Source organism: Exiguobacterium sp. s63 (genome assembly GCF_018617335.1).
Lineage (GTDB): Bacteria > Bacillota > Bacilli > Exiguobacteriales > Exiguobacteriaceae > Exiguobacterium.
Genome location: NZ_JACSKB010000005.1, coordinates 52052 through 77163, shown reverse-complemented (window position 1 = coordinate 77163; position 25112 = coordinate 52052). Strand labels below are relative to the sequence as shown.

Genomic DNA, 25112 nt, shown 5'->3' with positions numbered 1-25112 from the left:
CTTTATACTTTCTGAGGATGGATGACTTTAGCATGTTTCGCTATTGTTGCGTAGTTTTTCATTGGTGATAACAAGCTATAGTCACCAATAATATGAAACTCTTTCTTTGCTCTCGTTACTGCAACGTTGATTAAATTTGGCTGTTTACATGACCATTCAGCGGATGATTTTGTATTTTTATCTGTCCCGACTACAAAATAGACGATATCCGCTTCCTTACCTTGGAACGTATGAACTGTGCCGACACTTTGTTTTATCCATTCAATCGAAAACCCTTTATTCTTCAGCATTTTCGTCAATTCTTCCTTTACCGCTGAAAAAGGTGTAATGACGTAATGATTGGGCACCTCACCCTTTTCATTCTTTTGGTTCAATAAGAGATGGACTAATAACTCTCCTTGCTCTTTTACAAACTGACGCTTCGTCACACTACCTTTACAGTCATACCATTTACAGTTATCAGTATTTATTGATGATTCGCTAGCTAACACCATTTTGTTTCCATATGCAATTTCATTCGCAATTGAAAACATTGGATTGCTACACCGTCGATGAACCCATAGCGGAATGCCCATCCATATAGTGTCCGTTGTGTTCATCCCTCTCCGGTTCGCTCGATCCGCAAGTGACTGGACTGAAGTACTCATGCCGACATGTTCTTCGGAAACATTATAGTACTTCCTCACATCACTCAAAATGGTTTGATCAATCGTGACAACGGGTTCAACCTGCAACGGGTCTCCTACAGCAAGAACCCGTTTAGCTCTCCATATAGCACCAGCAGCTTGTTGAGGAGTGGCTTGTCCAGCTTCGTCAATGAATAAATAATCGATAAAATCTTCGTTTATGCCCTCATACATGGCGCTAAAACTAGCGAATGTTGTACTAACCAAAGGGGTAATCAAATGTACCGTTTTCAATACTTCTTTCTTTACTTTGCGATGTTCTTGATTATTTAAGTCCAAACCATTACGAAAGCGTAATAGACGCATCGCCGCATTAATTTTGTCTGCATTACAAACCAGTGCAAGTTTATGGAGTTTCATCGCTTTTAGAAACAGCAAGCCTCGATCATAATTCAATGAATCCGTTACCCACGGTGTATTGATTTGTCTACGTGCGTACGCCTCCTCATCATCATTCCAATACTGTTCATTTGGGATAATTAAACTCTCTGACGCATATTGCTTAATTAGTTGGTCATACTTCGCTAACTCTTCCTCTAGATTTTTCACTTCTGTTATGAATTGATTCTTTTTATTTCTCACTTTAGTTGTTTCTGCTTCACGTTCCTTTAGAGCATCTAAAATATGGAATAACTCTTCCTTTAAGCTCATCTCACGCTCATCTTTAGTAAAGAGACGTGAAATGAATGAGCGTTTCGGTAAAAGAGAAATTTGCTCGTCTACTATACCTCTTTTTTTAGATAACTCTTCCTTATCCTTATCCGCATCTTTTAATTGAGACTCATAATTTGTAATTGACTCTTTAAGGTTCATTAGTTTGTTCGTCATCACCGGAACTTTATTAGATTCTTCATATATTTTTTGAAGATGTAATTTTTTGCTTTCGATTTGTCTGCTCAACTCATTAAACTCTTCAACAGCGCTATGCCACTCTTTTTCAACCTCACTCTTCTTGTATTGAAGAAGATGTGCAGACAATGTTTTTTTATCCTCGTCGAGTTTTTTATTCTCTTTTTTAGATGCGAACATATGCAGTGCAAATTTATCGATATTCTTTGCTTTGCCGAGTGGGACTGAAAACAACCCCCATGTATCAACTTTTTCATCGCCCGATATCAACATTGATGATAAATCAGGAAATAAATCGAGTACTTTTGCTTCCTCAGCGTACCGCTGATCGAATTCAGAAGAGTCGTCACGAATCACTTCGTTCTTTTTCGGTAAATCCTTCGAAATGTTTTCTACAGCACCGTTATTGCTTGATGCAACTACCATGCTAAAGGAGCTTATCGCCGGATTCAAATTCGTAATTGGATATGTATAGTCTCCTAATTTGACTGATTCAACTGTGTCGTCAAACATTTTGTACGGACTTTCAAGTTTTGCTAGTTCCCTAGCTCGCTCCACCACAACATTTGCGAATATATCTTTTAATAAAGTGGTTTTCCCCGTTCCAGGTGGTCCATTTACGGAACTGACATCCTGATTCTCTACAAAAAACTGATTGACGGCTACTTGTTGCATGAGAGACAGACGATGCTTAACCGGTGATGGCCATCGTGCAGAAGGAAGATTCGTTGGTTGAAGCATACCTTCAATATATGTACGGTTTTCGTCGATATGTGTGCGTTGCTCAAAGTTCATACCCGAGATATAAGTTAATAACGTTTGATTGATACTGTCTTCCGATAATATCTTTTGTAAATCACCCATATAAAAATTCGGTAATGGTTTTCGGTTTTCGTTACCATTTTTTGCTTTCTCAAAGAATACCAAGTTCAACTCACGGTAATTTTTTAACTTCTCTTCTTCCTCTCCACCTTCTTCGTTTTTAACTCTATAGAAATAACGAATATATTCGTCTTGAAGTTTTTTTACTGATGATTTAGTGATCCCGTTCAATAGTATTTCTTGCGCCTTCAACTCTAAGGAGTCAAGAGCACTCTTGAATCTTTCTTCAAGATACCTATAATTGATTTGACCTTTCCCCTTTATTTCTTTCATAACGTACATTATAAATGGAACGACCAATGAATCTTTTATGTACTTTCCTGTTTGGTCAACCGAGAAAGAAAAACTATATGACTCCTGCCTCAGCTTATTCACTAACTCATCTTCTATACTAAAGAGCTTTCGTAAAGCCTCGACTAATTGATATTGTTTATAGCAATCACAATAGTAAATATAATAGTACGAAGCTTTTTTTAATTCGACTGATTGAAATAATTGTTTATCATCAGCCGATTCCACATCAAATTCACGCATTGTCATTTTTTTTTGATTATCTTTAAATTTTTCTCCCTCTAATTCTTTATTATTCGGAAGATTGTGTGGGGATAACGCTTCTATTAAATGCCATGCCTCTAATACTGACTTCTCAGCTTCTTTCACTGTTTTTCCTCCTTCAAAATATATACATCTTTATCCTATCACTCTTTTCGAAGCGAGTACCCATCCACCTCTAAAAGCCGCATCCGTCTCTGGTCAATCGCCGCATGGACAATCACGGTCACACCTGGATTGAGCTCTATCATCTTCTTGATTTTCCGTAAATCGTCTCCTTTGATCTCAACCGGCAACACGAACTCACCTTCTCTCAAATGAACGAACTTGATTTTTCCTTGGTCGTCATAGCCCGTCACTTCGTATGTTGAAAATTCTCGTTTCATAGAATATCCCTCCCCTATCCCCGTTCCCAAATCAGAAGGGTTCCACACAAAAAATCCATCCCCGTAGCGGCAGGGATGGATACATGTTACGCCTCGACGCTATCCGCGTGTTTGGCTTTATGGTCAGCGATGACATCGGCATACCACTTCGCGCTGTCTTTCCAGATACGCTCTTGTGTCTCAAAGTCGATATAGAGGATTCCGAAGCGCTTCTCGTATCCGAAGCTCCATTCGAAGTTATCCATGAGTGACCAGAGGTAGTAGCCTTGAATGTTCATGCCTTCATCGTTCAAGTCAGAGACGGCTTCGAGGTGCTGGCGGACGTAGTCGATCCGGTTATCGTCATGGACTTCGCCATTTTCCAGCACGTCGTCAAATGCGGCGCCGTTTTCTGTGATGTAGATTGGAAGGTCAGTATACTCGGCGCGTAAACGACGGATCAGGTCTTTGAATTCGTTCGGGGCGATATCCCAGCCCATGCCCGTCTTTTCGTAGTCTGAGTAAGCGTCTGCCTTCAAGAAATCATTTGCTGCGTTAAACTCGACAATGCCTCGGCTGTAGAAATTGATACCGAAGAAATCGCAAGCTGTCGAGATCGTCTCCATATCACCCGGTTGGATGAAATCGAAGTTATGCACATATTTGGAGAACAAGTTCATCATGTCGACCGGATACTCACCTTTGAAGACGGGATCGAGGAACCAGCGATTCGAATACCCGTCGGCATTGTTCATCGCAAGGCGGTCATTCGCCGAATCCGTCTTCGCATACATCGGTGACAAGTTGAGCGTGATGCCGATCGGGGTCGTGGACGTCATCTCTCGCTTCAACAATTCGACCGCTTTTCCGTGCGACAACAAGATGTGGTGCACGGCGCGTACCGCTTCGTTCATGTCACGGTGACCCGGTGCGTGAACACCGACATGGTAGCCGAGGAAGCCGGCACACCAAGGCTCATTGTGAGTGATCCAAGAGTCGACGATGTCATCGAGCTCTTCAAAACAGACTTTCGCATAATCGAGGAACCAGTCGACCGATTCACGGTTGACCCAGCCACCTTCTTCGTGAGCCCACATCGGAAGGTCCCAGTGATAAATGGTGACGGCTGGTTTGATTCCTTCTTCACGGAGACGCAGCGCCAAGTTTTTGTAGAACGCCATACCTTCTGGGTTATACTCTCCCTTGGCAGGGAAGATGCGTGGCCACGCGATGGAGAATCGATACGTATCGACACCTAACTTTTTGATGTGCTGAATGTCTTCTTCGTAACGATGGTAGTGGTCACATGCGACATCGCCGTTATGCTTTTCAAACACGCGCCCGTCGATGTCACAGAACATATCCCAGATGGAAGGGGTACGGCCCCCTTCATTATGTGCGCCTTCAATTTGGTACGAGGACGTGGCTGTCCCGAATACGAAGTCTTTCTTAAAATGCATAGTGTTTTCCTCTTTTCTCTATATTTATTCTTTGACAGCACCTGCCGAAATACTGCTGACGATGTACTTCGAGAGGAACAAGAAGGCAATCATGATCGGTACGACCGAGATCGCGATGCCTAGGTAAAGCGCGCCAAGGTTTTCTGCGACTTGTGATCCTTTCAAGAAGCCCATCAAGACAGGCAACGTGTATTTCTCAGGAGAGAATAAGAGGACAAGTGGCATCAAGTAGTTGTTCCACGAGCCGATGAACGTGAAGATCGACATCGTCGCAATCGCCGGCATCATCATCGGGAGGGCGATCGTGTGGAAAATGCGCAACTCGCTCGCACCGTCAATCCGTGCCGCTTCAATCAAACTGATATGAAGCGTCGCTTGTGTGTACTGACGGATGAAGAAGACCGTGAACGGTGTCGCAATCGCAGGGACGATCAACGGGATGAACGTATCGAGAATTCTAAGTGTCTTTGAGATTTCGTAGAATCCGATGAGTCCGAGTTGTGCCGGCACCATCATCATGACGAGCATGAAGATGAACATCGCATTCTTCCCTTTGAAGTTGTAGAACGTGAATCCATACGCTGTAAGGGCTGAGAAGTAGCCCGAAAGTACCGTGACCGATACCGAGATGATCAAGCTGTTTTTAAAGCCGGTCCAGATGTTGATGTACTCGCTCAAGGTAGCGTAGTTATCGAGCAATGCTGTACCAGGGATTAGAGTGAAACCAGAAATGACTTCTCCGTTCGTTCGAGTCGCGTTGATGATCATCATCAAGAACGGGATGAAGCAGATAATCGCAAGAATAACCAAGCTTGCATAGATCAAGCCTCGAACAACACGATGCTTCGACTTTTGTTTTTTAGGTGGCGCCACTTTGAGTGGACGGTCTTCTTTACGCTTTGGCTGCGCTTCGCTATCAGGAAGCATTCGCCGTGTTTCTGCATTTTGTTCCATCGCTTACGCCCCCTTCTTCTGTGTTGCGCGTTCGTTGCGGAACATACCTTTGAAGACGATCGCCGAGAAGATGAGCGTGATCAAGAATAAGCCGTAAGCGACCGCAGATGCGTAGCCGTAGTTGTTGTACTTGAAGGCTTGGTTATACAAGTAAAGCACCATCGTGTTCAATGAACCGTCTGGCGAACCGATTCCATCGGTGATCAACATCGGAAGGTCGAACAATTGAAGTCCACCGATGAGCGATGTGATCATGATGTAGAGGAGAATTGGTTTTAAGAGCGGCAACGTCACTTTCGTAAACATTTGCCAACGGTTCGCACCGTCGATGTGAGCGGCTTCGAAATAATCTGTTGAGATACCCGATACCCCTGCCATGACGATGATGAAGGAGTGACCGAACCACATCCATGTCAAGATGAGCGAAACAGATAACTGTGCCGTCACTGGTTCTGCTAACCAGTCGATCGGATTGGAGATCAAACCGATTTTCATCAACACCATGTTGAGTGAACCATGCTGCCAGTCGAGCAAAATACCGAACAAAAGCGCGACCGAGCTGATTGTGATCAAGTTTGGAAGATAGAAGAATGAACGGAAGAAGTTTAATCCTTTTAGCTTCAAACGGAGATCTGAGAATAAGAGCGCCAATAAAAGGGCCATTCCCATCTGCAAGGCGAAGTTGACTCCCCAAATCTTGATGGTGTTGAAAAACGCTTCGATGAAGTATGTGTCCGTCAACAACCGTGTATAGTTCGCAAATCCGACAATCTCTTCTCCTGGGCTACCGGTGTAGTTCGTGAAGCTATAGTAAAGCGTCAAAAAAACCGGATAAATGCTAAACGTCAAGAAGACGACCCAGAACGGGGCGATGAACAGATAGCCGTAACGATCTAATTTTTTCACGTGTATTTCTCCTTCCATAAGAACCGAGGGAGGAGTTTCCTCCCTCGTGTTGGTCATCGTCAGTCAACAACGATGTCTGGGTAAGCGTTTTTAACTTGTTTCTTGAATTCTTTCAATGCTTCGTCTTTCGTCTTCTTACCTTCTACGTAAGAGTTAACTGCCGCTCCGTAAAGCGTGTCGAGCTGTTGGTCGTATTTCGTAACGATCCCTGGTTTGATCGATTCTGCTTCGCCGAGGAAGAACTCGTAGTTGTTCTGTCCACCGAGGAACTCATCGCTGAAGTCATCTTTGATTTTGTCTGTAACTGGGTTGAACGCAAGGACGTCACCTGTTTCTTTCGCCCATTCAGTCAAGAACTCTTCATCTTGTGTCATGAGTTTGATGAAGTCATAAGCTTCTTCTTTATGTTTAGAGTCTTTGTAGATTCCGACCCATGTACCGCCCCAGAAGTATGGGCTCGGTCCGCTTGTTACAGCCCAGTCACCAGCAGTGTCTTTCGCGTTTTCTTTCAAGACAGCGTGGAGACCCCAAGTCGGGAGGACGTAAGAGAAGACTTCTGTTTCCGTTTCTTTGCCGCCTTCTTTTACTTTGATCGGTTTGTCCATTCCTTCGAACCAAGATGGTGACCATTCTGGTGCGAGAGCAGTTAAGTTATTTTCGCGAAGTTCTTTCGCGTAGTCGAAGTAGTTTTCTTTCCCTTCAGTTAAGACAAGCTCATTGTCTTCGTTTACCCAAGCTTGTGGGTCATCGCCTTGTGCGAACCAACGGATTGAACCTTCGTCCGGGAAGAGTTTGTAGCCTTTATCTTTAAGCTTTTCACCGACTTCGAAGAGTCCGTCCATCGAGCTCATCATTTCGCCAACTTTAGCCGGGTCATCTGTACCGAGTGCTTCTTTTGCGATGCTACGTTTGTAGTAGATTCCACCCGGAGTAGTTTGCCATGAAAGGGCGCGAACGTTTCCGTCTTTGTCTTTCCCGAGGTCGAATACGTAAGGAACGATGTCTTTCGACACTTCTTCTGCGTTGTATGGTTCTTCCGAAAGGTTTTCCCAATATCCAGCGTCGATCCATTGTTTAAGGAACGCGATTTCACCCGTGAAGACGTCCGGTGCGCCGACGCCACTTTCAAGAGCTGGCTTCAACTTCGTTGCGTAGTCAGCTGTCGGTACGATTGTCAATTCGACTTTCACGCCGTTACGCTCTTCGAATGTTTTGATTGGTTCTTTCAATTCATCCGTGAATGACCAAATTTTTAAGACATCATCTTTTGAACCTTCTGAAGATGATCCTTCGCTGCCGTCAGAGCAAGCGCTCAAGACACCGACTGAAAGTGCTCCAATGGTAAGTAAGCTAACAAGTTTACGCATGTGTTGTTCCCATCCTTTTATAAGTAGTATTAGAAAGCGCTTGCAAGAAGAGGTAAATAATTATCGAAAGCGCTTTCGGTTTATCCAAAAATAAAATATCGAAAGCGGTTTCGATTTTCTCTAAAAATGACTTTCGAAATCGCGCTCCCTTCTCCATCTGCTGAAGAAAAGAGAGCGACTTCGAAATATCATTGGCTATAAATCACTGTTTGACCGGTGCACAAGATGCCCGTTCGACTAAGCGTACCGGAATGACGCGACGTTCAGTGAGTCGCTCTTTCGCGGTCATTTGTTCAAGTAAAAGTTCTGCTGCCGCTTCCCCGATTTCGTCCGTATCTTGGCGAATCGTGGTCAGTTTCGGCGTGATATATTGAATCATTTCAATGTCATCATATCCGATGACTGAGATGTCATTCGGGACATGAAGACCATGTTCGTGAATCGCTTCGATGACACCGATTGCCATTTGATCCCCTGCTACAAAGACTGCAGTCGGTTGATCGTCTAGTTCAAGCAATCGTTCCATCGCTTGCTTGCCTTCCCCAACCGAGAAGAAACCGGCGTTGACGAGGTAGCCTGGTCGAATCGGAAGGTCCAGTTCTTGCATCGCAAGTTCATATCCTTTGATTCGCGCCGCTCCGGCGTCAATCGTTTCATCCCCAGCGATGTGGGCAATTTTCCGGTGACCGAGTTCATAGAGATAATTCACGGCGAGACGCGCCCCTTCGATGTTATCGGAATAGACGACGCTACAGTTAGCGCTGTCCATATCGACGACGACGATTGGGATGTCGCTTCGCATGAGCTCTTGAACTTGCTCATCCATTCGGTCCGAGCAGATGACGACGATGCCGTCGACCGCACGGTGTTTAAAATGTTCGAGGTAACTCATGTCACGATTGCGCAGATTCCGCGAGGCGAAAATCAAATCGTAGCCCTGCTCCTCTGTCGCGTGACGAAAACTTTCGATGATCCCGTTGAAGAACGGGTGTTTCATCCCGACTTCATTCGCTTCTGAGAACATGACCCCGATCGCCCATGATTTTTTCGTCGATAACGACTGGGCATGTGCGTTCGGCAAGTAGTCCATCTCAGCAGCGGCTTGAAGAATCTTCGCTCTCGTCTTGTCACTCACGTCTTTATAATTGTTCAACGCTTTGGACACTGTCGTGATTGAGAATCCTGTTTTTTTGGCTAAATCATAAATCGTACCCATGTCATTCTCCTCTTCCCGAAAGCGCTTTCGGTAATTTGATTGTAGCGTATGGATTTGTAGGAATCAATTCTTTTTCGAGGAAACTTTTTGATTCTTTTTTCCATTCCTTGTTTCTTCTATATTACTGTATCGAGAAATTTTTGTCCTTAGTGTGTCCGCGTGTACAACCACACGAGATTCGTAAATTTTTGTACTTCTGTTTCGCCCGTCACGCCTTTAAATAGACGCTGGAACGGCTTCAACAATTGCTCTAACACGATTTTTCGAAGACGCTCTTGTTTGAGCTCGAATGAAATCGCATCGAACAAATCACGCTGTTCTTCTGTCATCTCGACATGCTCTTCGATACGAGCAGCCATCTCAATCAATTCTTCGATCGTAATGAGATGTTTATCTGTCGTTCCACGCATTTGATCGACCGTGACCGGGTTCAAAACGTGCTCTCCTGTCTCCATCATTCGAGCGGCAATCAATTCGACATATGTGTATAAGTTTCGAACAACCTTTTGAGGAGAGTAAGCGGCATTCGTGATTCGATTCGTGAACAAGATATGTTGCAACATCCCGTTGAAGAGCACCGTCAATTCCATCGAATACGGTCTTACTTCCTCCCCGATAATTTCCGTCAAACGCATCGCAATCCATTCAATCTCATAAATGCGATGTTGAAGTACGAGTTTCTTCAATTCATTCTCGTTTGACGACATGATCGATTCAAATAACGCATGCAAATTCCGTTCTTCGTTCAATTGAATCAATATCGAGATTTGCTCGATGAAGACGTCACGATCTCGTTTATCGCGCCCCATCTGCATCTCAATCCGGCGTTGCCCTGCATCATATCGTAAGTTCTCGAGGATACTGGCGACACAATCCGTCTTCGATGAGAAGTAGTTATAAAACGTCCCTTTAGAGATGTTGGCACGATCGATAATCTCTTGCACCGATGTATGCTGTACCCCATTTTCGATGAAGAGAGACATGGCAATATCGGCGACTTTTCTCTTTTTCTCTTTCATTCTTACATGGCTCCGTTCTGTCTGGTTTGTACCTTTACTATAGCACCGAAAACCATTTTAGACTAATAGTACAAAATGGTTGCATTATTTATACAGTGGGTATAAAATCATTTCATCGACACTTACCAACACATAACTATTTAGAAAATAAAGGAGCCATCCATATGAAACCAGAATTCCAAAAGAAACCGCCTTACGTCATGTTGGCGGTCCTCTTTGCGGGTGCATTTATCGCATTTTTAAACAACTCTTTACTCAACGTCGCGCTCCCATCGATCATGGTCGATCTCGAGATTGCAGACTACTCGACCGTACAATGGCTCGCGACCGGCTTTATGCTCGTGACAGGTGTACTTGTCCCGGCATCCGCCTATTTGATCACTCGTTTTTCAAACCGAAGCTTGTTCATTACGTCGATGAGCATCTTCGCTATCGGTACGGCTATCGCGGCCTTCTCGCCAAACTTTGGCTGGTTGTTGAGCGGTCGGATGATTCAAGCCGTCGGAGCCTCGACAATGGGACCGCTCTTGATGAACGTCATGCTCGTCAGCTTCCCTCGTGAAAAACGGGGAATGGCGATGGGAATCTTCGGGCTCGTCATGATCTCGGCACCTGCGATTGGACCGACACTTTCCGGTTACATCGTCGAGTACTATGATTGGCGCGTCTTATTCGAAATGATTTTACCACTTGCCATCATCGGTCTCGCGCTCGCCGTTTGGAAAGCAGAGAACGTCATGGTCCAAAATAAAGATCAGTCACTCGATTACTTGTCACTCGTCTTATCGACACTCGGATTTGGTGGGATTTTATACGGTGTCAGTTCAGCAAGCTCGGATGGCTGGGATAACCCAATTGTCTTAGCGACGATGATTATCGGTGCCATCTCATTGATTGCCTTCATCTACCGCCAGCTCCATATGGAGAAACCATTGCTCGACTTGCGTGCTTACAAACATCCGATGTTCGCACTCGCGTCAGTCATTGCGATGGTCAATGCGGTCGCGATGTTCTCCGGTATGATTTTGACACCGGCTTACGTCCAAAGCGTACGTGGCATCTCCCCACTCGATTCAGGGCTCATGCTTCTCCCTGGTGCGATCATCATGGGAATCATGTCGCCAATCACAGGTAAACTGTTTGACCGATTCGGGCCAAAATTATTGGCACTTACCGGATTGACGATCACCGCCGTATCGACGTACATGCTTGCAAACGTTCAACTTGATTCAACGTATACGTACATCGTCTTGACGTACACGTTACGTATGTTTGGGATGTCGATGGTCATGATGCCAATCATGACGAATGGACTGAACCAATTGCCGACTCGCCTCAACCCGCACGGAACGGCAATCAACAACACAGCACAACAAGTATCTGGTGCGATCGGTACGGCAGTACTCGTGACCATCATGAACTCGGTGACACGTACAGAAGCTGAATCATTGATGACAGGAGTCGATCCTGCGACACTCACTGAGAGCTCGATGGGTGCCATCACTCAGCAAGCCCTCTTATCTGGGATTCAATATTCATTTTACGTTGCACTCGGGATGAACCTTTTAGCGCTCGTCCTTGCGTTCTTTGTACAACGCGTGGACGTTCGTAAGTTTGATGACCAAGTAGAGACTGTTGAAGAGTTGAAACAAGCGAATTAATAGGAAAAGCCGTTCTGAATGAATTGATTCAGAGCGGCTTTTTTAATTTCTCATTCCCTTCATAAATAAATTTGAAATTAAAATTTAATCCTAATATGGTATTATTTCTCAATGGATAGGATTCGTTTAGGAGGGTACATATAATGAAAAAAGTGTTCAGTTTGATGATTGCATTTCTTCTGATCACATCTTCTTTTCTCTCGACCGGATCAATCGTTAAGGCGGCCCCGAAGAAGCAGAATCATGCTATTATGGGAGTATCGGCTTTGACTCCGCAACAAATGGCGGATTACGTAAAAAAGAAGAATCCTCGTGATGTCCAGCTCGCAAAAACGTCTGTCGAAGATTTGGCGAAACTCTTCGTCATCATCGGCGCGAAGGAAGGTGTTCGTGGGGATGTTGCATTCGCACAAGCATTGAAAGAGACCGGTTATTTCCGTTACGGTGGCGATGTCCTTCCGAAGCAGCATAACTACTCTGGAATCGGGACAACTGGAAATGGTGTAAAAGGTCACTTTTTCCGTTCCCCACAACAAGGGGTGACTGCTCAAATTCAGCATCTAAAAGCATACGCTTCAAACGATGCACTGAACACGAAACAAGTCGACCCACGCTTCCATCTCGTCAAGCGAGGCTCTGCGAAAACGTGGCCATCTCTTCACCAAAAATGGGCCATGCAGCCGAAAGGAAATTACGGGACCGAGATTCTTTCGATTTATCAAGAAATGTCGAAAACACCAAAACGTGTCGCTAAAGCAAAACGATGAGGAAATGTAGGGGTGAAAGAACGTGACGTGCAAACAAGTTAGACTCGCGAGCGGAATCGCATTATTCGTGACCGGCGTGATGTTGTTACTCAAACGCTAATGAGCATTTCGGACAATGGTCCGAGTGCTTTTTTTTTGAGGTTATTTGCTCGACACAAAAAGTCGCAGCCTTTTATGAGCTACGACTTTCAAAACGAAGGACAGCTATTTACTCACGTTCTATATGTTGATGAGTCGGAAACGATACCCGAAAACAAATAACCTGACCCTCTAGCGGTTCCGCTGTCAACTGTCCTCCATGTAACAAAATGATTTGGCGGGCAATCGATAGACCCAATCCATCACCTGGTGTGACCCCTCTCGAGGAATCGACACGATATGTGCGATCAAAGAGATGAGGAATGGCTCCAATCGTTTCTGCCGTTGTCGCATTTGAGATGGACCATTCAATCTGTTGATTTTTCGTTTGAAGTCTAATCTCGATTGGACTCGTTTGCTCGGCGTATTTCCAAGCATTCGAGAAAAGATTTTCAAATACACGAATGAGCTGTTCTTGATCAGCCTCTATCCATCGGTCAGATTGAATCGACAGGTGTAATCGATGACCTCTTTCCTTAAATAACGGCTCCATCTCGTGGATGAGCTGGATCGTCAACAAACTCAGGTTGAGTTTCTGTTTTTTTAGTTGCATGTGTGGGGCATAGAGGCGGTTCACGTCCATCAACTGATCGAGAAGATGTTCAAGCTGCGCCGTTTTTTCATTTAAAATACGAAAATGATTGTTCTCTTCAGCTGTCAGCTCGCGGTTCATTTGCAGTAGTTGGGTGTAACCTTTGATGCTCGTGAGCGGTGTTCGCAAATCGTGTGACAGGTTGGAGAACAGTTGGTTCCGCTCTTCTTCGTGCGCTCGCTCTTTCTCAAACAATTCGCCTAACTGCCGTGACATTCGATTTACACTCTCTCCAAGCGAGGCGATTTCATCTCGCCCTTCCACCTCAACCGTACGACCGAGGTCACCATTTGCGATCTGTTCAATCTCACTCGACAAATACGTGATTTTTCGAAGTGTTTTCCGCATCGTTAGTGAAAACCCAATAATAAAGATCAGAATGACAATGAACGTCACCCCTAAAAATACTAAGTTGGCTGTTAGCGGATCCGGTGTTATTTCGTTTTCGATGTAATATAGACTAATCGAATAGCCCATGATTAGAAAAGCAATCGTCGCAATCAATGCATTGACTAAAATAATACCAATCAACTTCACTAGCAAGCGATCCCATTGTCTCCGTCTCATAATCGATACCCCACGCCCCACACCGTCTTGATAATGGTTGGTTTTCGTGGTGTATCTTCTAACTTTTCACGAATTTTCGTGATATGGACCATCACTGTGTTGTCGACCTCAAATGCTGCCTCTCCCCACACCGCCTCGTAAATCTGTTCGACGGTTAAAACTTGATTTGGATGCCTCATAAAATAAGCGAGAATATCAAATTCTTTCGGTGTAAGCCGAATTAAATCCTCGCCTTTTCGACATTGTCGCGTCTGGAGGTCGAGTGTGACTTCCTCATGTGTGAGCATGGTCTGTGTTTCGGTCCGATCTGCCCCATAGTCACGATACCTTCTGAGTAACGATTTGACTCGAAGCGTCACTTCCAGTGGGTTGAACGGTTTTTTGATGTAGTCGTCCGCTCCAACGGAAATGCCTTGCATCAAATCCAAGTCGCTCGTTTTGGCTGTCAGCATCAAAATTGGCATAAACTGCGTCTTTCGAATTTCGATACAGGCCTCAATCCCGCCCATAATCGGCATCATCAAATCGAGAATGAGCAAATCAATCGTTTCGGTCGACGCGAGGTCGAGCACTTCTTGCCCATTTTTCGCAAACCGAAGTGCATATCCTTCATTTTTTAAATAGATGGCAAGCAATTCTCGTATCGCTTCGTCATCGTCCGCGATACAGATAACAGGTTGTGAACGCATGTCTTTCCTCCTCACATAGCACAATGAAATAAGTATGCCGATGATACATTACGAAATTCTCGTTCCACCTTCACACGACTAAACACTCGTTGAAAATGCTCGTATCGACCTTTTGTATATTGAAACGTGACAAACCAGCCTGTTTTGGAGAGAATCGCCTTTGCTTCTCGTAAGACGGTTTCTGTTTGCTGAGCATCGAATCTTGAAAACGGCAGTCCAGAAAAGATGACATCCACTTCCTCGATGTTCAATGCTCGTAATATGTTCTTCAAGTCGACAGCATCCGCTTCGACAATAATGATTCGATGATCTCTTCCATATCGCGTCTTTAAATAGTGAACCAGATCGATGTCAGATTCAATCAATATGAGCGTAGCATCTTTTCGCATTTTCCGAAGGATTTCTTCGGTACAACCGATTATCCCAGGTCTGATTTCAACAATTACATGCGCTTCGCTCAATACTGTTTTCCGTGTCATTCGCTCTGCCACATAGGTTGATTCTGGAGAAATCATCTTCATTTCTTCAAGGTAGTTCTTATATTTGTTGAGCCATGATTGGATCATCTCGATTCCACTTCTTTCGTTGTTGATAGCTTGAGTGTATCGAGTGAATCGCAACACATTCTGACGAACTTCTTAAGATTTCTTAAGAGAATACTAAAAACTCCTTACGCTTGCGAGTGAATACTAGACAAGGTAAGGAGTGAATTATTATGGAAATGATCATACATTATGCCGTGCTTGCCATCGGCATCATGTTTACCCCATTATCTGACGACGTCTTAATGGTCACCCATCTGACGGTCGCGAATGCCTTTATTCCAGGTTGGCTTTTATTCGTCTCCACTTGGATTCTCTTCACGCTCACATTCGGCTGGTTTTATTTAATCGGGAAAGGACTACATCACATCTTACCCGTGCGACAACGCGAATCTCGTTATCTTAAGAGAGCTGAGGCGTTCTATCAAAAGTATGGAGCACGCACCATTATGATTTCTTATTTTATCCCTGGCCTTCGGCACCCGCTCCACTATATCGCCGGGTTCACGTCGCTCAAACTTCGTACGTATGCGTTCTATACGACCATTTCTGCATTTTTCTATACGGGTGCTTGGTTTCTCGTCATCGGACTGGCCAATCAAATCCCGGCGTTTCAACAGTTCCAAGACTGGGTGTTGTCGTTTTAACTCAATGCCCCCGATACTTCCCGAGCGCCCGCATATTCAAGAGGTACAAGACCCCTGCATAGAGAATCAAACCGAGTAAATACATCCAAATTCCTGAGAAGCCACTTCCGTAAATCATGACTTCCTTGATTGCTGTCGCTCCGTAGAAGATTGGCATGACGTAACTCAAGTTCCCGAGACCGTATGGGATCAAGTCGAGTGGGATGAGTCCCGAGAAGAACACTTGCGGGATGATGGTGAACGGAATCATCTGAACAACCTGTAATTCCGATCGGGCAAACACCGAGATCGTCGCCCCGAAGAGTACCGCCGTCCCTGCCATGAGTAGCATCGTCAACATGACCCACGCCATATTCCCAAGAGAAGATAGTCCGAGCACATAAATCGAATAGAGCACGATGAAAATCGATTGGACGACCGCAAACGTTCCGTACCCGAGCGTATATCCTAAAATGACTTGCCCTCGCTTGATCGGAGTCATCAAAAGTCGTTCAAGTGTACCGCCACTACGTTCTTTGACGAGTGCCATCGCCGAGAGAATGAACACGAAGAAGAACGAGAAGAGGGATAGGAAGACAAACCCGAACGAATCGAACGTCGACTGTCCTTCTTCCCCATAGACGAATGACGTATCAATTTCGGCTGCAGGATTGAGCGTCGTCAACGCATCTTGAATCTCGCCAACCGCCTTCGATGACTTCGTCGACGGTTCGCGTAACTTGATGGTCGTTCCTTCTTGATTCATTTCAAACACGGCATCAACATGTTCGTTGTCTTCGATATATGCTTTCGGATCATCGAACGATGCCTGCTCCACTTCGAGCGTCTCGTCTTCGAACGCATCGACGAGCTGTTCGGGTGCGTTGTCGTCCAGGACGACAGTCGGCACGTAATCCGAGTCCCCGAGTAGGAAGTAGACGAGGGTCAAAATAAGAAGTGGCGCAATCAAAATCAAGGCGACGCTTCGCTTATCATTTAACGTCTGAAAGATGACACGCTTCGCTAAGTTACGCATGGTCACCCACCTCCTCTTTCCCAGCAATCAAGAACAGTTCTTCGACGCGACCGTTCTCGGTCTGGTCGAGCAAGTCCTGCACATGATCATAGGCAATCAACCGTCCATTGTAGACGAGCGCGGCCCGATCACATTCGAGCACTTCATCCATGACGTGCGTCGAGACGATGATGGTCGTCCCTTCCCTCCGAATCACCTGAAACTGATCCCAAATTTGACGACGTAAAATCGGGTCAATTCCGACTGTCGGTTCATCAAGAAACAACACATCCGGCTTATGCAAGATGGCGATGGCTAGTGACAGACGTTTCTTCATCCCGCCTGAAAAGTTGCGGACGAGCTTATGCCGGTCGTTCGCCAAATCGACCAGATTGAGTACTTCAGTGATGCGGTCCTGGAGCGCCTTTTTCCCTAACTTATAAATCGACCCGAAGAAGGCGAGGTTCGCCTCGGCCGACAAGTCTTCGTACAAGCCATCGTTCTGCGGCATAAATCCGATTTGTTGGAGCATGTCCATGTTTGGCATCTTCGTTTCGCCGATATGGACACTTCCTTTGTCCGGTGCGAGGGCGCCAATCATGAGTCGGATGAGGGTCGTCTTCCCCGATCCAGATGGTCCGAGCAAGCAACAAATCTCTCCGGATGGGATGGTGAAGTCGATGTTGTCGATGGCGAGTTGGTCACCGAATGACTTCTCAACGTGTTGCAGTTGAATGTTCATTTCTGTCACTCCTTTTCGGCGCCTCATCGTGTATACTCAAGATAATCGACACCGTGTTGGTTTATATATTCAGTATAGACCCCGTTCACGGTGACAACAATCGTCAATATCGGTCATCGTGTCGGTTTTCCGACAGATGCAATGAATGTGTTGAGGAAAAGGAGAAAAAGCATGGAACAAACTGACTTACGCGTCATCCGAACGAAAAAACTGATCAAAGACGCCTTCTTCGGTCTCATTGAAGAACAGGGATTTGAAGCCGTCACCGTCAAGCAATTGACCGAGCGGGCCGGCATCAATCGGGGCACCTTTTATAGTCACTATGTGGATAAGTTCGAATTGATGGAGAAATGCGTCGACGAAATCTTTGAAGAGGCTGAACAAAAGTTGATTCACCATCTCCCGCACATCTTTGGAGACGAGCGAACTGACAAGTCGTATCATTATCTCGTTCCGTTCATCCGTTTCATCGAAGACAACCAAATCATCATGAAGCCACTCCTCGGACCAAACGGAGATCCGACGTTTCAGGCAAAGCTTCGAAAATTTATGCAGGCCGCCTTGTTTCAGCGCTCCCCGGTAACCTTGTTTGACCCGAACAAGATGATGGTCCCGCCTCCATATCTCGTCGCCTATCTGTCTTCGGCTCACATGGGCGTCATCTACGAGTGGTTGAACAATCCGTCTTCGGAAGAGACAGCGGAAGACATCGCCCGAATTATTTATACGATCACCTATGAAGGACCACTCGTCGCCGGCGGTGTGAAGTCAAACGAATAAAGCCTCCCGCACATATTGCGAGAGGCTATTTTTACGAAACCCGAACGTGCACGTGTAAGTTCCCATTTGCTTTAGTTGTCGTCTGGTAAGCATTTTGCACCGCTTCTAGATCATGCCATGCGATGCGGTATGACTTTCCTCGCATCCCTTCAAATTCGAAGACGAGATGTTGTAAATCCGACATACCTAGGATACGGTCAAACGGTCTACCTGGACCATCCCATTCCAGTTGGTTTGCTGAGTTTTTTAGCACGAGGTCGAGCCCGTGCATCACTTTTTCTTTGATCAACTGACCATCCGCCGCAAGACGCATCCCGTCTTGAATATCATGCATCCGACACGATTCAATATCATCAAATGGGATGCTGATCTCGTCGCCGTTCGCAAAGTGAAGCGTGATTGTTTTTACGATCATCTTAGATTCCTACTTTCGTTCAGTCTCTGTTCCCTTACTATACAAAACTTTTCCCGGTTCAGGGATGACATCTTTGTGGATGTGGCAAATCCGTAAAAGCATGTTCGATTCATTTGGAAACGGGAATAGAAGAGGTAGCACTCATTCTGTTTTTTGAAAATAACACTTCGGAAAGGCGGCGAATATATGCCATCAGTGGATAAGTCGGTCATCGTCATCGGCGGAGGGCTCGGTGGATTGTCAGCGGCCATCTCGCTCGCTCAAAAAGGTTACGACGTCTCACTCTATGAAAAGAACGATCATATCGGAGGGAAAGTGAATCGGCTCGAACAAGACGGATTCGGTTTCGACCTCGGACCCTCGATTTTAACGATGCCCCACATCTTCGACAAACTGTTCCGTGGAAGTGGAAAGCGGATGGAGGACTACGTTTCCATCAAACGATTAGAGCTCGAATGGCGCTCGTTCTTCCCAGACGACACCGTCCTCGACCTCTACCATGACCTCGAACAGATGCAACGGGCAAATCCTTCCCTCTCTCGAAAAGACATGCAAGAATATCGTGAACTGTTGAATTACGCAGCCCGCATTTATAAGACGACCGAGAAGGGCTACTTGGCTGAAGGATTTGAATCCCCATTAGAAGCCGTCATGAAGACGGGAATCTTCCCAACGCTCTTTGGGTTCGATTTGACGTCGACGATGTATAGCGCTATCAAGAAGCGCATCAGTAATCCGCATCTTCGAGACATGCTGTCGTATTACGTCAAATATGTTGGGTCCTCTCCATATAACGCACCGGCCGTCCTCAATATGATGATTTACATGCAGTACGCCCAAGGCTGTTGGTACGTCGAAGGCGGTACTCACAAACTTGCGGAAGGGTTGACGAAGCTCGCCGAAGAGATTGGTGTGAAGCTACATACCGGAGAAGGTGTGGTTCGTGCCCATACGGTGAATGAGAAGGTGACCGCCATCGAGCTTGAAGATGGACGTCTTCGCTCCGCCGATTATTTCGTCTCAAATATGGAAGTCATCCCGTTCTATCAGAAGATGGTCGATGCGGACGAGCAGTACGTCGACAAACTCGTCGATCATTATGAACCGGCGAGCTCCGGATTCGTCCTCCATCTCGGGGTGAAAAAAGCCTATCCACAACTGGCACATCATAACTTCTTCTTCTCTGAGAACTTACATGAGCAGATGGACAAAATCTTTGAGAAACACGAACTTCCGGACGACCCGACGATTTACCTCGTCAACGTCAACAAGACCGATTCGACCCAAGCGCCACCAGGACATGAGAACATCAAAATCTTGCCACACATCCCGTATATCCAAGACAATCCGTTTACGGAAGAAGAATATGCCGTATTTGAGGAACGTGTGCTCGATAAGTTAGAACGGATGGGACTCGACGGGTTGCGTGAACATACGGTGACGCGTGACGTATGGACGCCTCACGATATCGAACGGACGTATGCTTCGGACCGAGGTGCCATCTACGGTACAGTCTCGGATAAAAAACGAAACGGTGGCTTCAAGCATAAGAAACAAAGCGAACTTTATCACAACCTCTATTTTGTCGGCGGGACCGTCAACCCGGGCGGTGGCATGCCGATGGTGACGCTCAGCGGTCAGCAAGTGAGCGACAAGATCGCGAAGCGCGACAAAGTAAAATGATTCTTTTTATCCCTCACTCCCGTTGTGAGGGATTATTTTTTGAAACTTTTTCCAAATATCTCTCGTATATTGTGATACGATCAACTCAACTACATTCACAATCGGAGGAATCGCATGCATCAAATCACCAGCTACTTCTTTATGTACGCCAAAATTGTCGTCACCGATAAAGTTCCTTTCTTTTGGACACTCGGGATTCCACTCGTCATCGCGTTGACGACACCATTGTCAGGTGTTCATCAAGCGACGCCTGCAGAATATTACGGACAAATCGCTTATTTTTGGGTATACATCGTCCTTGCTACATATGTGAACGGTGTCGGCATGGAGCTCGCTCGCATGCGCGAATACGGACTGATGAAGACATACGTGATGATTTCCGGCAACAAACTGACATATGTCATCGCCGTTATCTTGGCACAGCTCTTGTTCGCTTCCATTAGCTTACTTTTATTCACAACGGTCGTCACGCTCGTTCACGGGTTCTTCTCGTTCACGTTACTCGCGTCAGCTTTACTCGTTTTACTCGGAAGTATCCCGTTCGCGGTCGCGAGTGTCGCCATGACGGCACTTCCGATCAAAATAACGAGTCTCACGACATTTGCGAACATCTTGATGTTCCCACTTTTCATATTGGCGACAAAGTCACCCGATTACTGGTTCAGCTTCCTCAATCCGTTCTATGCACTCCATCAATTCGCGCTCGGATTGTTGCATCTGACGACTCACGTCGATCTCTCGTTCGGAGTATGGGCGACAAGCCTCTCCGTACTTGGATATTTCATCATCGGAGTGATTGCGTTGAAACGCTTTAGTCTCGTCTCACTCATGACACGCTAGGAGGTCCTTATGCACGTAAACCAACTCACTTATCGCTATCCGAAAGCGACACGTCCTGTGCTCGATGACGTATCGTTCACGCTACAACCGAATAAACTAAACGTCTTAATCGGACTGAACGGTGCCGGAAAGACGACACTGTTTGATTGTATGACGGGGACCCTTCCCGTTGACAAAGCATCACTCGACCTCGTTCCGACGACGGACATGTTGTATTTGACACAACTCATGTATAACCATCATGAGTTGACGGGGAAAGACTTCGCCTATTTCATCGGACGTCTGTCGCAACGTCCCGACTTCAAGAAACTCGAATCGTATATGAATAACCTTTCAACTTCTCGCGAACAAGAACTATTCGAACATCTATGGACGATGAAGCTCGGAAAGATGTCGGTCGGGGAGAAGAAATGGCTCTTCGTGACGCTCTTATCTTCAATCAAACGTTCTCTCTATTTATTTGATGAGCCGACGAGCGGGGTCGACCCGGCGTCACGCATTCAAATCATGCGCCGCCTGCAACGCCTCGTCGAAGAAGGCAAGACGTGTCTCATCTCAACCCATCAACTACACGACTTGGCTCAACTCGATGCTCACGTCATCTTCCTGCATGGTGGACGCGTTTTATATGAAGGGGACTTTCAGGATTGGCTCAAAGAATCCGGAACGACCGACCCGGACGAAGCGTTCGTTCGGATGGTCGACACACCGCTTGATGATGTGGCGGTGACACGATGAATGACTCGTTTTGGGAACGACACCGGTTCACATTCTATACAATCGGCATGGTCGTCTGCGGTTTTCTCATCTCCATGTTCTCATAAAAAAATCAGCTCTGACGTCTGTCAGGGCTGATTTTCTGTTTACGATGTGCTTGTCGTAACTCTCGATTCGTCACGTGTTCCGGGTCCGCTTCACGTAGTTTACGATCCATCGACACGTACAAGATGAGCAGCGGGATGACGCCAATCAATGCGACACCGAGTAGTTCTTGCATCGAATCGAGTACGAACTTCGTAAGGAAGGTGAATACACCAAGTGACGCAAACATGGTAACGATAATTAGAAATTCACGGCGCACGAGGCGTTGATATTCCTCGTCTTCGTTGAATGTGCGCAACAACTTCATCCGTCGCCACGCTTGATAGAGCAACGGCAGTTGGGTCACGAGAAAAGAGAAGGTAACCGTCGTCACCGTGATCCCTTTTATGACTGAAACAACGAGAAGGAGAAACAGACCGATGATGCCAAATATCGCGCTGACCCCTCTCGCGTCGAGATCCTGTTCGACCATTTTGGGGAGGCGTTCTTGTTTATCCATTCACCTTCCTCCTTTTTTGTTTCTTCCGCTCAAATTGGACATGACCGAGTTCGACACCCGTCACGTGTAGTGGGTCGATTTCTTTTAGCTTGCGGTCGATTGGAAAACTGAGAATCAACAGAACCATGATTCCAATAAATGCAATGATAACGAACGTGAACAATGAAATCCACTCAAGCTCCGCACTGGTAATCAGTATGAGAACAAGTAATGGCGAGGTAAGACCCAATAAAAATTCAGATCGCACGAGTTGTTGATACCGTTTGTCTTCGTTAAATGACAGTAATAACTTCTTGCGGTGCCATGATTTATATAAGGCAGGAAATTGTCCGAAAAAAATCATGGCATATAACAAGAACACGTTCGTTGTCCATATATAGAGAAAGGTCAAGATGATGGCCCCAATCAACGGAAGGGTCATTTGCTTCTTTCGTTTCTCATCATCCTTCAACATTCGTTCTAGTCTAACTTCATGGCCTACCATCGAATCCCCCTCATGTGTTTTCTTTATTTTTCTATAAGGAAATTATTCTCGAACAGTTTCATTCCTTACTTTTCTCCCGATTCATCAATCCTAATAAACTTTCGACCACGTGCTCGTCATCAATCTTTAGAATCTTCCAATCGACCCACGACTCGAGAATAAGGCAACTCGCAATCAACGTCGCACAGACAAGGCTTAATGTATCAAGCGATATGTATTTCAGTGCATATAACGCCAAAAGCGCTAAAGTTCCAATCAAGAGAGCGAACTGGACCGTCCCTTTCAAATAGATAAAGCGCTGATACGTAGATGAGTCATTGAACTGTAAAAACAACTGGATTTTATGCCACGTCGCCACCAAAAGCCGCATAAGCAACGCCGCACAAAAGATGAACAGGGATAGGTTCATCCTTGAATCATTGAACAATAACCAAAGCGCTGTCACTACACCGATGACAATCACCAGGAGCGGACCCTTTTTAGTCCATGATTTGTCGTACAGATACTCCATTCGTTCTTCCCGTAACACCACACACACCTCCAACAGTAAAAATCATCCAATTCGCCGATATCTATATCTTAACAATCCATAAGCAAACTTTCGAGGTTTTCCCATTAAAAAGGAAAAAGCACCTGACGATTGTCAGATGCTGATCAATTTGAGTCTCGGCGAAGGAATCGAAATAAAAAGACTCCAATCATCGTCAACAACCCTAGATTCAAGATTGCCCATGCCATGTCCATCACTCGTTGCATATGATTACCCCTTCCATTCTGTTCTTCTAACGTATACGTGTCTTTCTAAAAAAGGATTCGTTCAAAACGTGGAACTTTTTTAACGTTTAACTCGCACGATTCATCGACGCGCGAGTTGGTTTACCCTTTCCGCTCAACTGAAACACGAGCACTCCACCGACAATCAAGACAATCCCGACGACTGTCTTCCATGTGAACGGGACGGCAGTCAAGCCGAACCATCCTAACGTATCCCAAAGGAGCGCGAACAAGATTTGAGACACCATGACGATCGAGATGGCATAACTCGGTCCGAGGCGCTCGACCCCTTGTGTCACACTCATGACGACCCCGACGCCGAGGATTCCACTGAACCAGTACCATGTCTCCATCTCCTCTACTCGGAACAAGGCACTCCCTTCTTGGAACAATCCAATGAGCAGCGATGCCAAAAATCCGAGTCCAAGGACGAGTGTCGTCGTCGCCCATGCCCCGACACGCTTCTTGACGTTGGCGTTAAACGTATTTTGCACACAGACGAGCATTCCGCCGATGACAGCAAGCATCATCCCAATCGCCATGATCCTCCCCTCCTATTCATAAATGCTCTCCCCGACAATCTCCAACAAGCCTTCCCGATCGACGAGCGTGATCACCCGCCAATTTCGTTCAATCAATCCTGCCTCGACGAAACGACGAAGCGTCCGGTTCACATGGCGATAACTCGTCCCAATCAAATCAGCGATATCCGTCAATTGGTCGACGGTCGAGCCGAGTGTTTGGTCATTCGGTGTCATCGATAACAGATAACTCGCCAGTCGCACTTCAACGGGATAGAACAGATTGAAGCTGAGCGATTGTGATTTCCGTTCAAATTTTCGCGTGATTTCTTCTAATAAATAGTGTAACCACGCAACATTTTGATGCGCATGACGAACCAAGTCCTCGAACCGAATGACGAGCATTTCGACTTCCGTGACGGCCTCGACCGTATTCAAAAACGGGGTCCGTTGAATATATTCGATATCCCCGATCAAGTCGAGCGGATATTTGAAGGAGAGGACGAGTCGTTTGCCGGTAGCGGAAGTATGGGAGACGCGAATCTTCCCTTTTACTAAGAAACGGAGATGCTCCGCTTCATCGCCTTGCGTACAGATGACGTCTCCCGGCTCGTATCGAACGAGCTGCAACTCGTTTTGCGCTTCTTCTGGTAAGACAGTCAATTCAAATTGCTTCACATACGCGTCAACCATGCACGT

Annotated in this window: 26 protein-coding genes; 7 read left to right on the top strand and 19 right to left on the bottom strand. The window is 45.9% G+C overall.

Going from position 1 to position 25112, the window contains the following annotated elements; all coding sequences use genetic code 11:
* Positions 1-2: 2 nt before the first annotated feature.
* From KNO90_RS13660 to KNO90_RS13625, 8 genes are all read right to left on the bottom strand, one after another.
* A complete protein-coding gene (locus KNO90_RS13660) occupies positions 3-3077 on the bottom strand; it encodes a DEAD/DEAH box helicase (RefSeq protein ID WP_215113852.1) in 3075 nt (1024 codons plus the stop codon).
* 38 nt (positions 3078-3115) lie between these two features.
* Positions 3116-3355 carry a hypothetical protein gene (locus tag KNO90_RS13655; RefSeq protein WP_215113851.1) on the bottom strand — a complete coding sequence of 80 codons (240 nt, stop codon included), beginning with the start codon at positions 3353-3355 and terminating at the stop codon, positions 3116-3118.
* Positions 3356-3441: 86 nt separating this feature from the next.
* Positions 3442-4794, bottom strand: coding sequence for a GH1 family beta-glucosidase (locus tag KNO90_RS13650; protein ID WP_215113850.1), 1353 nt, complete (start codon positions 4792-4794; stop codon positions 3442-3444).
* Between the two features lie 24 nt (positions 4795-4818).
* Positions 4819-5748 carry a carbohydrate ABC transporter permease gene (locus KNO90_RS13645; protein ID WP_214742933.1) on the bottom strand — a complete coding sequence of 310 codons (930 nt, stop codon included), beginning with the start codon at positions 5746-5748 and terminating at the stop codon, positions 4819-4821.
* Between the two features lie 3 nt (positions 5749-5751).
* Positions 5752-6654: a carbohydrate ABC transporter permease gene (locus tag KNO90_RS13640; RefSeq protein ID WP_214696921.1), complete on the bottom strand. Its 903-nt coding sequence runs from the start codon at positions 6652-6654 to the stop codon at positions 5752-5754.
* A 59-nt stretch (positions 6655-6713) separates the two neighbouring features.
* On the bottom strand, positions 6714-8021 hold the full coding sequence (locus KNO90_RS13635) for an ABC transporter substrate-binding protein (protein ID WP_215113849.1): 1308 nt from the start codon (positions 8019-8021) through the stop codon (positions 6714-6716).
* A 202-nt stretch (positions 8022-8223) separates the two neighbouring features.
* A complete protein-coding gene (locus tag KNO90_RS13630) occupies positions 8224-9237 on the bottom strand; it encodes a LacI family DNA-binding transcriptional regulator (RefSeq protein WP_214742935.1) in 1014 nt (337 codons plus the stop codon).
* Between the two features lie 146 nt (positions 9238-9383).
* Positions 9384-10256: a TetR/AcrR family transcriptional regulator gene (locus KNO90_RS13625; RefSeq protein ID WP_215113848.1), complete on the bottom strand. Its 873-nt coding sequence runs from the start codon at positions 10254-10256 to the stop codon at positions 9384-9386.
* A 164-nt stretch (positions 10257-10420) separates the two neighbouring features.
* Here KNO90_RS13625 and KNO90_RS13620 point away from each other — a divergent pair, with 164 nt between their 5' ends.
* Both KNO90_RS13620 and KNO90_RS13615 read left to right on the top strand, forming a co-directional pair.
* A complete protein-coding gene (locus KNO90_RS13620) occupies positions 10421-11917 on the top strand; it encodes a DHA2 family efflux MFS transporter permease subunit (RefSeq protein ID WP_214742937.1) in 1497 nt (498 codons plus the stop codon).
* A gap of 143 nt (positions 11918-12060) precedes the next feature.
* Entirely contained in the window at positions 12061-12684 is a 624-nt protein-coding gene (locus KNO90_RS13615) for a glucosaminidase domain-containing protein (protein ID WP_215113847.1), read from the top strand.
* 208 nt (positions 12685-12892) lie between these two features.
* Here KNO90_RS13615 and KNO90_RS13610 read toward each other — a convergent pair whose 3' ends face one another.
* The 3 genes from KNO90_RS13610 to KNO90_RS13600 are packed head-to-tail and all read right to left on the bottom strand — an operon-like array spanning position 12893 to position 15236.
* A complete protein-coding gene (locus tag KNO90_RS13610) occupies positions 12893-13981 on the bottom strand; it encodes a HAMP domain-containing sensor histidine kinase (protein WP_215113846.1) in 1089 nt (362 codons plus the stop codon).
* Complete coding sequence (locus KNO90_RS13605) at positions 13978-14670, bottom strand: response regulator transcription factor (protein WP_215113845.1); 693 nt, start codon at positions 14668-14670, stop codon at positions 13978-13980. Before KNO90_RS13605 ends, KNO90_RS13610 begins: the two co-directional genes overlap by 4 nt.
* A gap of 11 nt (positions 14671-14681) precedes the next feature.
* Positions 14682-15236 carry a class I SAM-dependent methyltransferase gene (locus KNO90_RS13600; protein ID WP_215113844.1) on the bottom strand — a complete coding sequence of 185 codons (555 nt, stop codon included), beginning with the start codon at positions 15234-15236 and terminating at the stop codon, positions 14682-14684.
* Between the two features lie 149 nt (positions 15237-15385).
* Between KNO90_RS13600 and KNO90_RS13595 the strand changes: the two genes are divergently transcribed.
* Positions 15386-15859 carry a DedA family protein gene (locus KNO90_RS13595; RefSeq protein WP_215113843.1) on the top strand — a complete coding sequence of 158 codons (474 nt, stop codon included), beginning with the start codon at positions 15386-15388 and terminating at the stop codon, positions 15857-15859.
* Between the two features lies 1 nt (position 15860).
* Here KNO90_RS13595 and KNO90_RS13590 read toward each other — a convergent pair whose 3' ends face one another.
* Positions 15861-16874: an ABC transporter permease gene (locus KNO90_RS13590; protein WP_215113842.1), complete on the bottom strand. Its 1014-nt coding sequence runs from the start codon at positions 16872-16874 to the stop codon at positions 15861-15863.
* On the bottom strand, positions 16867-17595 hold the full coding sequence (locus tag KNO90_RS13585) for an ABC transporter ATP-binding protein (RefSeq protein ID WP_214742944.1): 729 nt from the start codon (positions 17593-17595) through the stop codon (positions 16867-16869). The genes KNO90_RS13590 and KNO90_RS13585 overlap by 8 nt, the downstream gene beginning before the upstream one ends.
* Before the next feature lie 171 nt (positions 17596-17766).
* On the opposite strand from KNO90_RS13585, the gene KNO90_RS13580 reads away from it, so the two are divergent.
* Positions 17767-18375, top strand: coding sequence for a TetR/AcrR family transcriptional regulator (locus KNO90_RS13580; protein WP_214742945.1), 609 nt, complete (start codon positions 17767-17769; stop codon positions 18373-18375).
* 31 nt (positions 18376-18406) lie between these two features.
* Here the strand turns inward: KNO90_RS13580 and KNO90_RS13575 are convergent, their stop codons facing one another.
* The gene (locus KNO90_RS13575; RefSeq protein WP_215113841.1) at positions 18407-18790 is read right to left on the bottom strand and encodes a hypothetical protein; all 384 of its coding nucleotides are present in this window, start codon (positions 18788-18790) and stop codon (positions 18407-18409) included.
* A gap of 186 nt (positions 18791-18976) precedes the next feature.
* Between KNO90_RS13575 and KNO90_RS13570 the strand changes: the two genes are divergently transcribed.
* The 3 genes from KNO90_RS13570 (at position 18977) to KNO90_RS13560 (ending at position 22051) form a co-directional block, all read left to right on the top strand.
* Positions 18977-20473 carry a phytoene desaturase family protein gene (locus tag KNO90_RS13570; protein ID WP_215113840.1) on the top strand — a complete coding sequence of 499 codons (1497 nt, stop codon included), beginning with the start codon at positions 18977-18979 and terminating at the stop codon, positions 20471-20473.
* 114 nt (positions 20474-20587) lie between these two features.
* The gene (locus tag KNO90_RS13565) at positions 20588-21313 is read left to right on the top strand and encodes a hypothetical protein (protein WP_215113839.1); all 726 of its coding nucleotides are present in this window, start codon (positions 20588-20590) and stop codon (positions 21311-21313) included.
* A 9-nt stretch (positions 21314-21322) separates the two neighbouring features.
* A complete protein-coding gene (locus KNO90_RS13560; protein ID WP_215113838.1) occupies positions 21323-22051 on the top strand; it encodes an AAA family ATPase in 729 nt (242 codons plus the stop codon).
* A 91-nt stretch (positions 22052-22142) separates the two neighbouring features.
* On the opposite strand, the gene KNO90_RS13555 is transcribed toward KNO90_RS13560, so the two are convergent.
* The 5 genes from KNO90_RS13555 to KNO90_RS13535 form a co-directional block, all read right to left on the bottom strand.
* A complete protein-coding gene (locus KNO90_RS13555) occupies positions 22143-22634 on the bottom strand; it encodes a hypothetical protein (RefSeq protein ID WP_215113837.1) in 492 nt (163 codons plus the stop codon).
* Entirely contained in the window at positions 22627-23118 is a 492-nt protein-coding gene (locus KNO90_RS13550) for a hypothetical protein (protein WP_215113836.1), read from the bottom strand. Before KNO90_RS13550 ends, KNO90_RS13555 begins: the two co-directional genes overlap by 8 nt.
* A gap of 58 nt (positions 23119-23176) precedes the next feature.
* Positions 23177-23647, bottom strand: a complete 471-nt coding sequence (locus KNO90_RS13545; protein WP_215113835.1) for a hypothetical protein — start codon at positions 23645-23647, stop codon at positions 23177-23179.
* A gap of 313 nt (positions 23648-23960) precedes the next feature.
* The gene (locus KNO90_RS13540; protein WP_215113834.1) at positions 23961-24434 is read right to left on the bottom strand and encodes a DMT family transporter; all 474 of its coding nucleotides are present in this window, start codon (positions 24432-24434) and stop codon (positions 23961-23963) included.
* Positions 24435-24446: 12 nt separating this feature from the next.
* Positions 24447-25106 (bottom strand): Crp/Fnr family transcriptional regulator, encoded by a 660-nt coding sequence (locus KNO90_RS13535; protein WP_215113833.1) that lies wholly within the window; start codon positions 25104-25106, stop codon positions 24447-24449.
* Between the last annotated feature and the right edge of the window lie 6 nt (positions 25107-25112).

What these genes read in the sequence shown, in the direction of transcription:
- KNO90_RS13655 (WP_215113851.1), bottom strand. Translation starts at nt 3,355, where the DNA reads ATGAAACGAGAATTTTCAACATACGAAGTGACGGGCTATGACGACCAA.
- KNO90_RS13650 (WP_215113850.1), bottom strand. Translation starts at nt 4,794, where the DNA reads ATGCATTTTAAGAAAGACTTCGTATTCGGGACAGCCACGTCCTCGTAC.
- KNO90_RS13645 (WP_214742933.1), bottom strand. Translation starts at nt 5,748, where the DNA reads ATGGAACAAAATGCAGAAACACGGCGAATGCTTCCTGATAGCGAAGCG.
- KNO90_RS13635 (WP_215113849.1), bottom strand. Translation starts at nt 8,021, where the DNA reads ATGCGTAAACTTGTTAGCTTACTTACCATTGGAGCACTTTCAGTCGGT.
- KNO90_RS13630 (WP_214742935.1), bottom strand. Translation starts at nt 9,237, where the DNA reads ATGGGTACGATTTATGATTTAGCCAAAAAAACAGGATTCTCAATCACG.
- KNO90_RS13625 (WP_215113848.1), bottom strand. Translation starts at nt 10,256, where the DNA reads ATGAAAGAGAAAAAGAGAAAAGTCGCCGATATTGCCATGTCTCTCTTC.
- KNO90_RS13620 (WP_214742937.1), top strand. Translation starts at nt 10,421, where the DNA reads ATGAAACCAGAATTCCAAAAGAAACCGCCTTACGTCATGTTGGCGGTC.
- KNO90_RS13615 (WP_215113847.1), top strand. Translation starts at nt 12,061, where the DNA reads ATGAAAAAAGTGTTCAGTTTGATGATTGCATTTCTTCTGATCACATCT.
- KNO90_RS13610 (WP_215113846.1), bottom strand. Translation starts at nt 13,981, where the DNA reads ATGAGACGGAGACAATGGGATCGCTTGCTAGTGAAGTTGATTGGTATT.
- KNO90_RS13605 (WP_215113845.1), bottom strand. Translation starts at nt 14,670, where the DNA reads ATGCGTTCACAACCTGTTATCTGTATCGCGGACGATGACGAAGCGATA.
- KNO90_RS13600 (WP_215113844.1), bottom strand. Translation starts at nt 15,236, where the DNA reads ATGATCCAATCATGGCTCAACAAATATAAGAACTACCTTGAAGAAATG.
- KNO90_RS13595 (WP_215113843.1), top strand. Translation starts at nt 15,386, where the DNA reads ATGGAAATGATCATACATTATGCCGTGCTTGCCATCGGCATCATGTTT.
- KNO90_RS13590 (WP_215113842.1), bottom strand. Translation starts at nt 16,874, where the DNA reads ATGCGTAACTTAGCGAAGCGTGTCATCTTTCAGACGTTAAATGATAAG.
- KNO90_RS13585 (WP_214742944.1), bottom strand. Translation starts at nt 17,595, where the DNA reads ATGAACATTCAACTGCAACACGTTGAGAAGTCATTCGGTGACCAACTC.
- KNO90_RS13580 (WP_214742945.1), top strand. Translation starts at nt 17,767, where the DNA reads ATGGAACAAACTGACTTACGCGTCATCCGAACGAAAAAACTGATCAAA.
- KNO90_RS13575 (WP_215113841.1), bottom strand. Translation starts at nt 18,790, where the DNA reads ATGATCGTAAAAACAATCACGCTTCACTTTGCGAACGGCGACGAGATC.
- KNO90_RS13570 (WP_215113840.1), top strand. Translation starts at nt 18,977, where the DNA reads ATGCCATCAGTGGATAAGTCGGTCATCGTCATCGGCGGAGGGCTCGGT.
- KNO90_RS13565 (WP_215113839.1), top strand. Translation starts at nt 20,588, where the DNA reads ATGCATCAAATCACCAGCTACTTCTTTATGTACGCCAAAATTGTCGTC.
- KNO90_RS13560 (WP_215113838.1), top strand. Translation starts at nt 21,323, where the DNA reads ATGCACGTAAACCAACTCACTTATCGCTATCCGAAAGCGACACGTCCT.
- KNO90_RS13555 (WP_215113837.1), bottom strand. Translation starts at nt 22,634, where the DNA reads ATGGATAAACAAGAACGCCTCCCCAAAATGGTCGAACAGGATCTCGAC.
- KNO90_RS13550 (WP_215113836.1), bottom strand. Translation starts at nt 23,118, where the DNA reads ATGGTAGGCCATGAAGTTAGACTAGAACGAATGTTGAAGGATGATGAG.
- KNO90_RS13540 (WP_215113834.1), bottom strand. Translation starts at nt 24,434, where the DNA reads ATGGCGATTGGGATGATGCTTGCTGTCATCGGCGGAATGCTCGTCTGT.
- KNO90_RS13535 (WP_215113833.1), bottom strand. Translation starts at nt 25,106, where the DNA reads ATGGTTGACGCGTATGTGAAGCAATTTGAATTGACTGTCTTACCAGAA.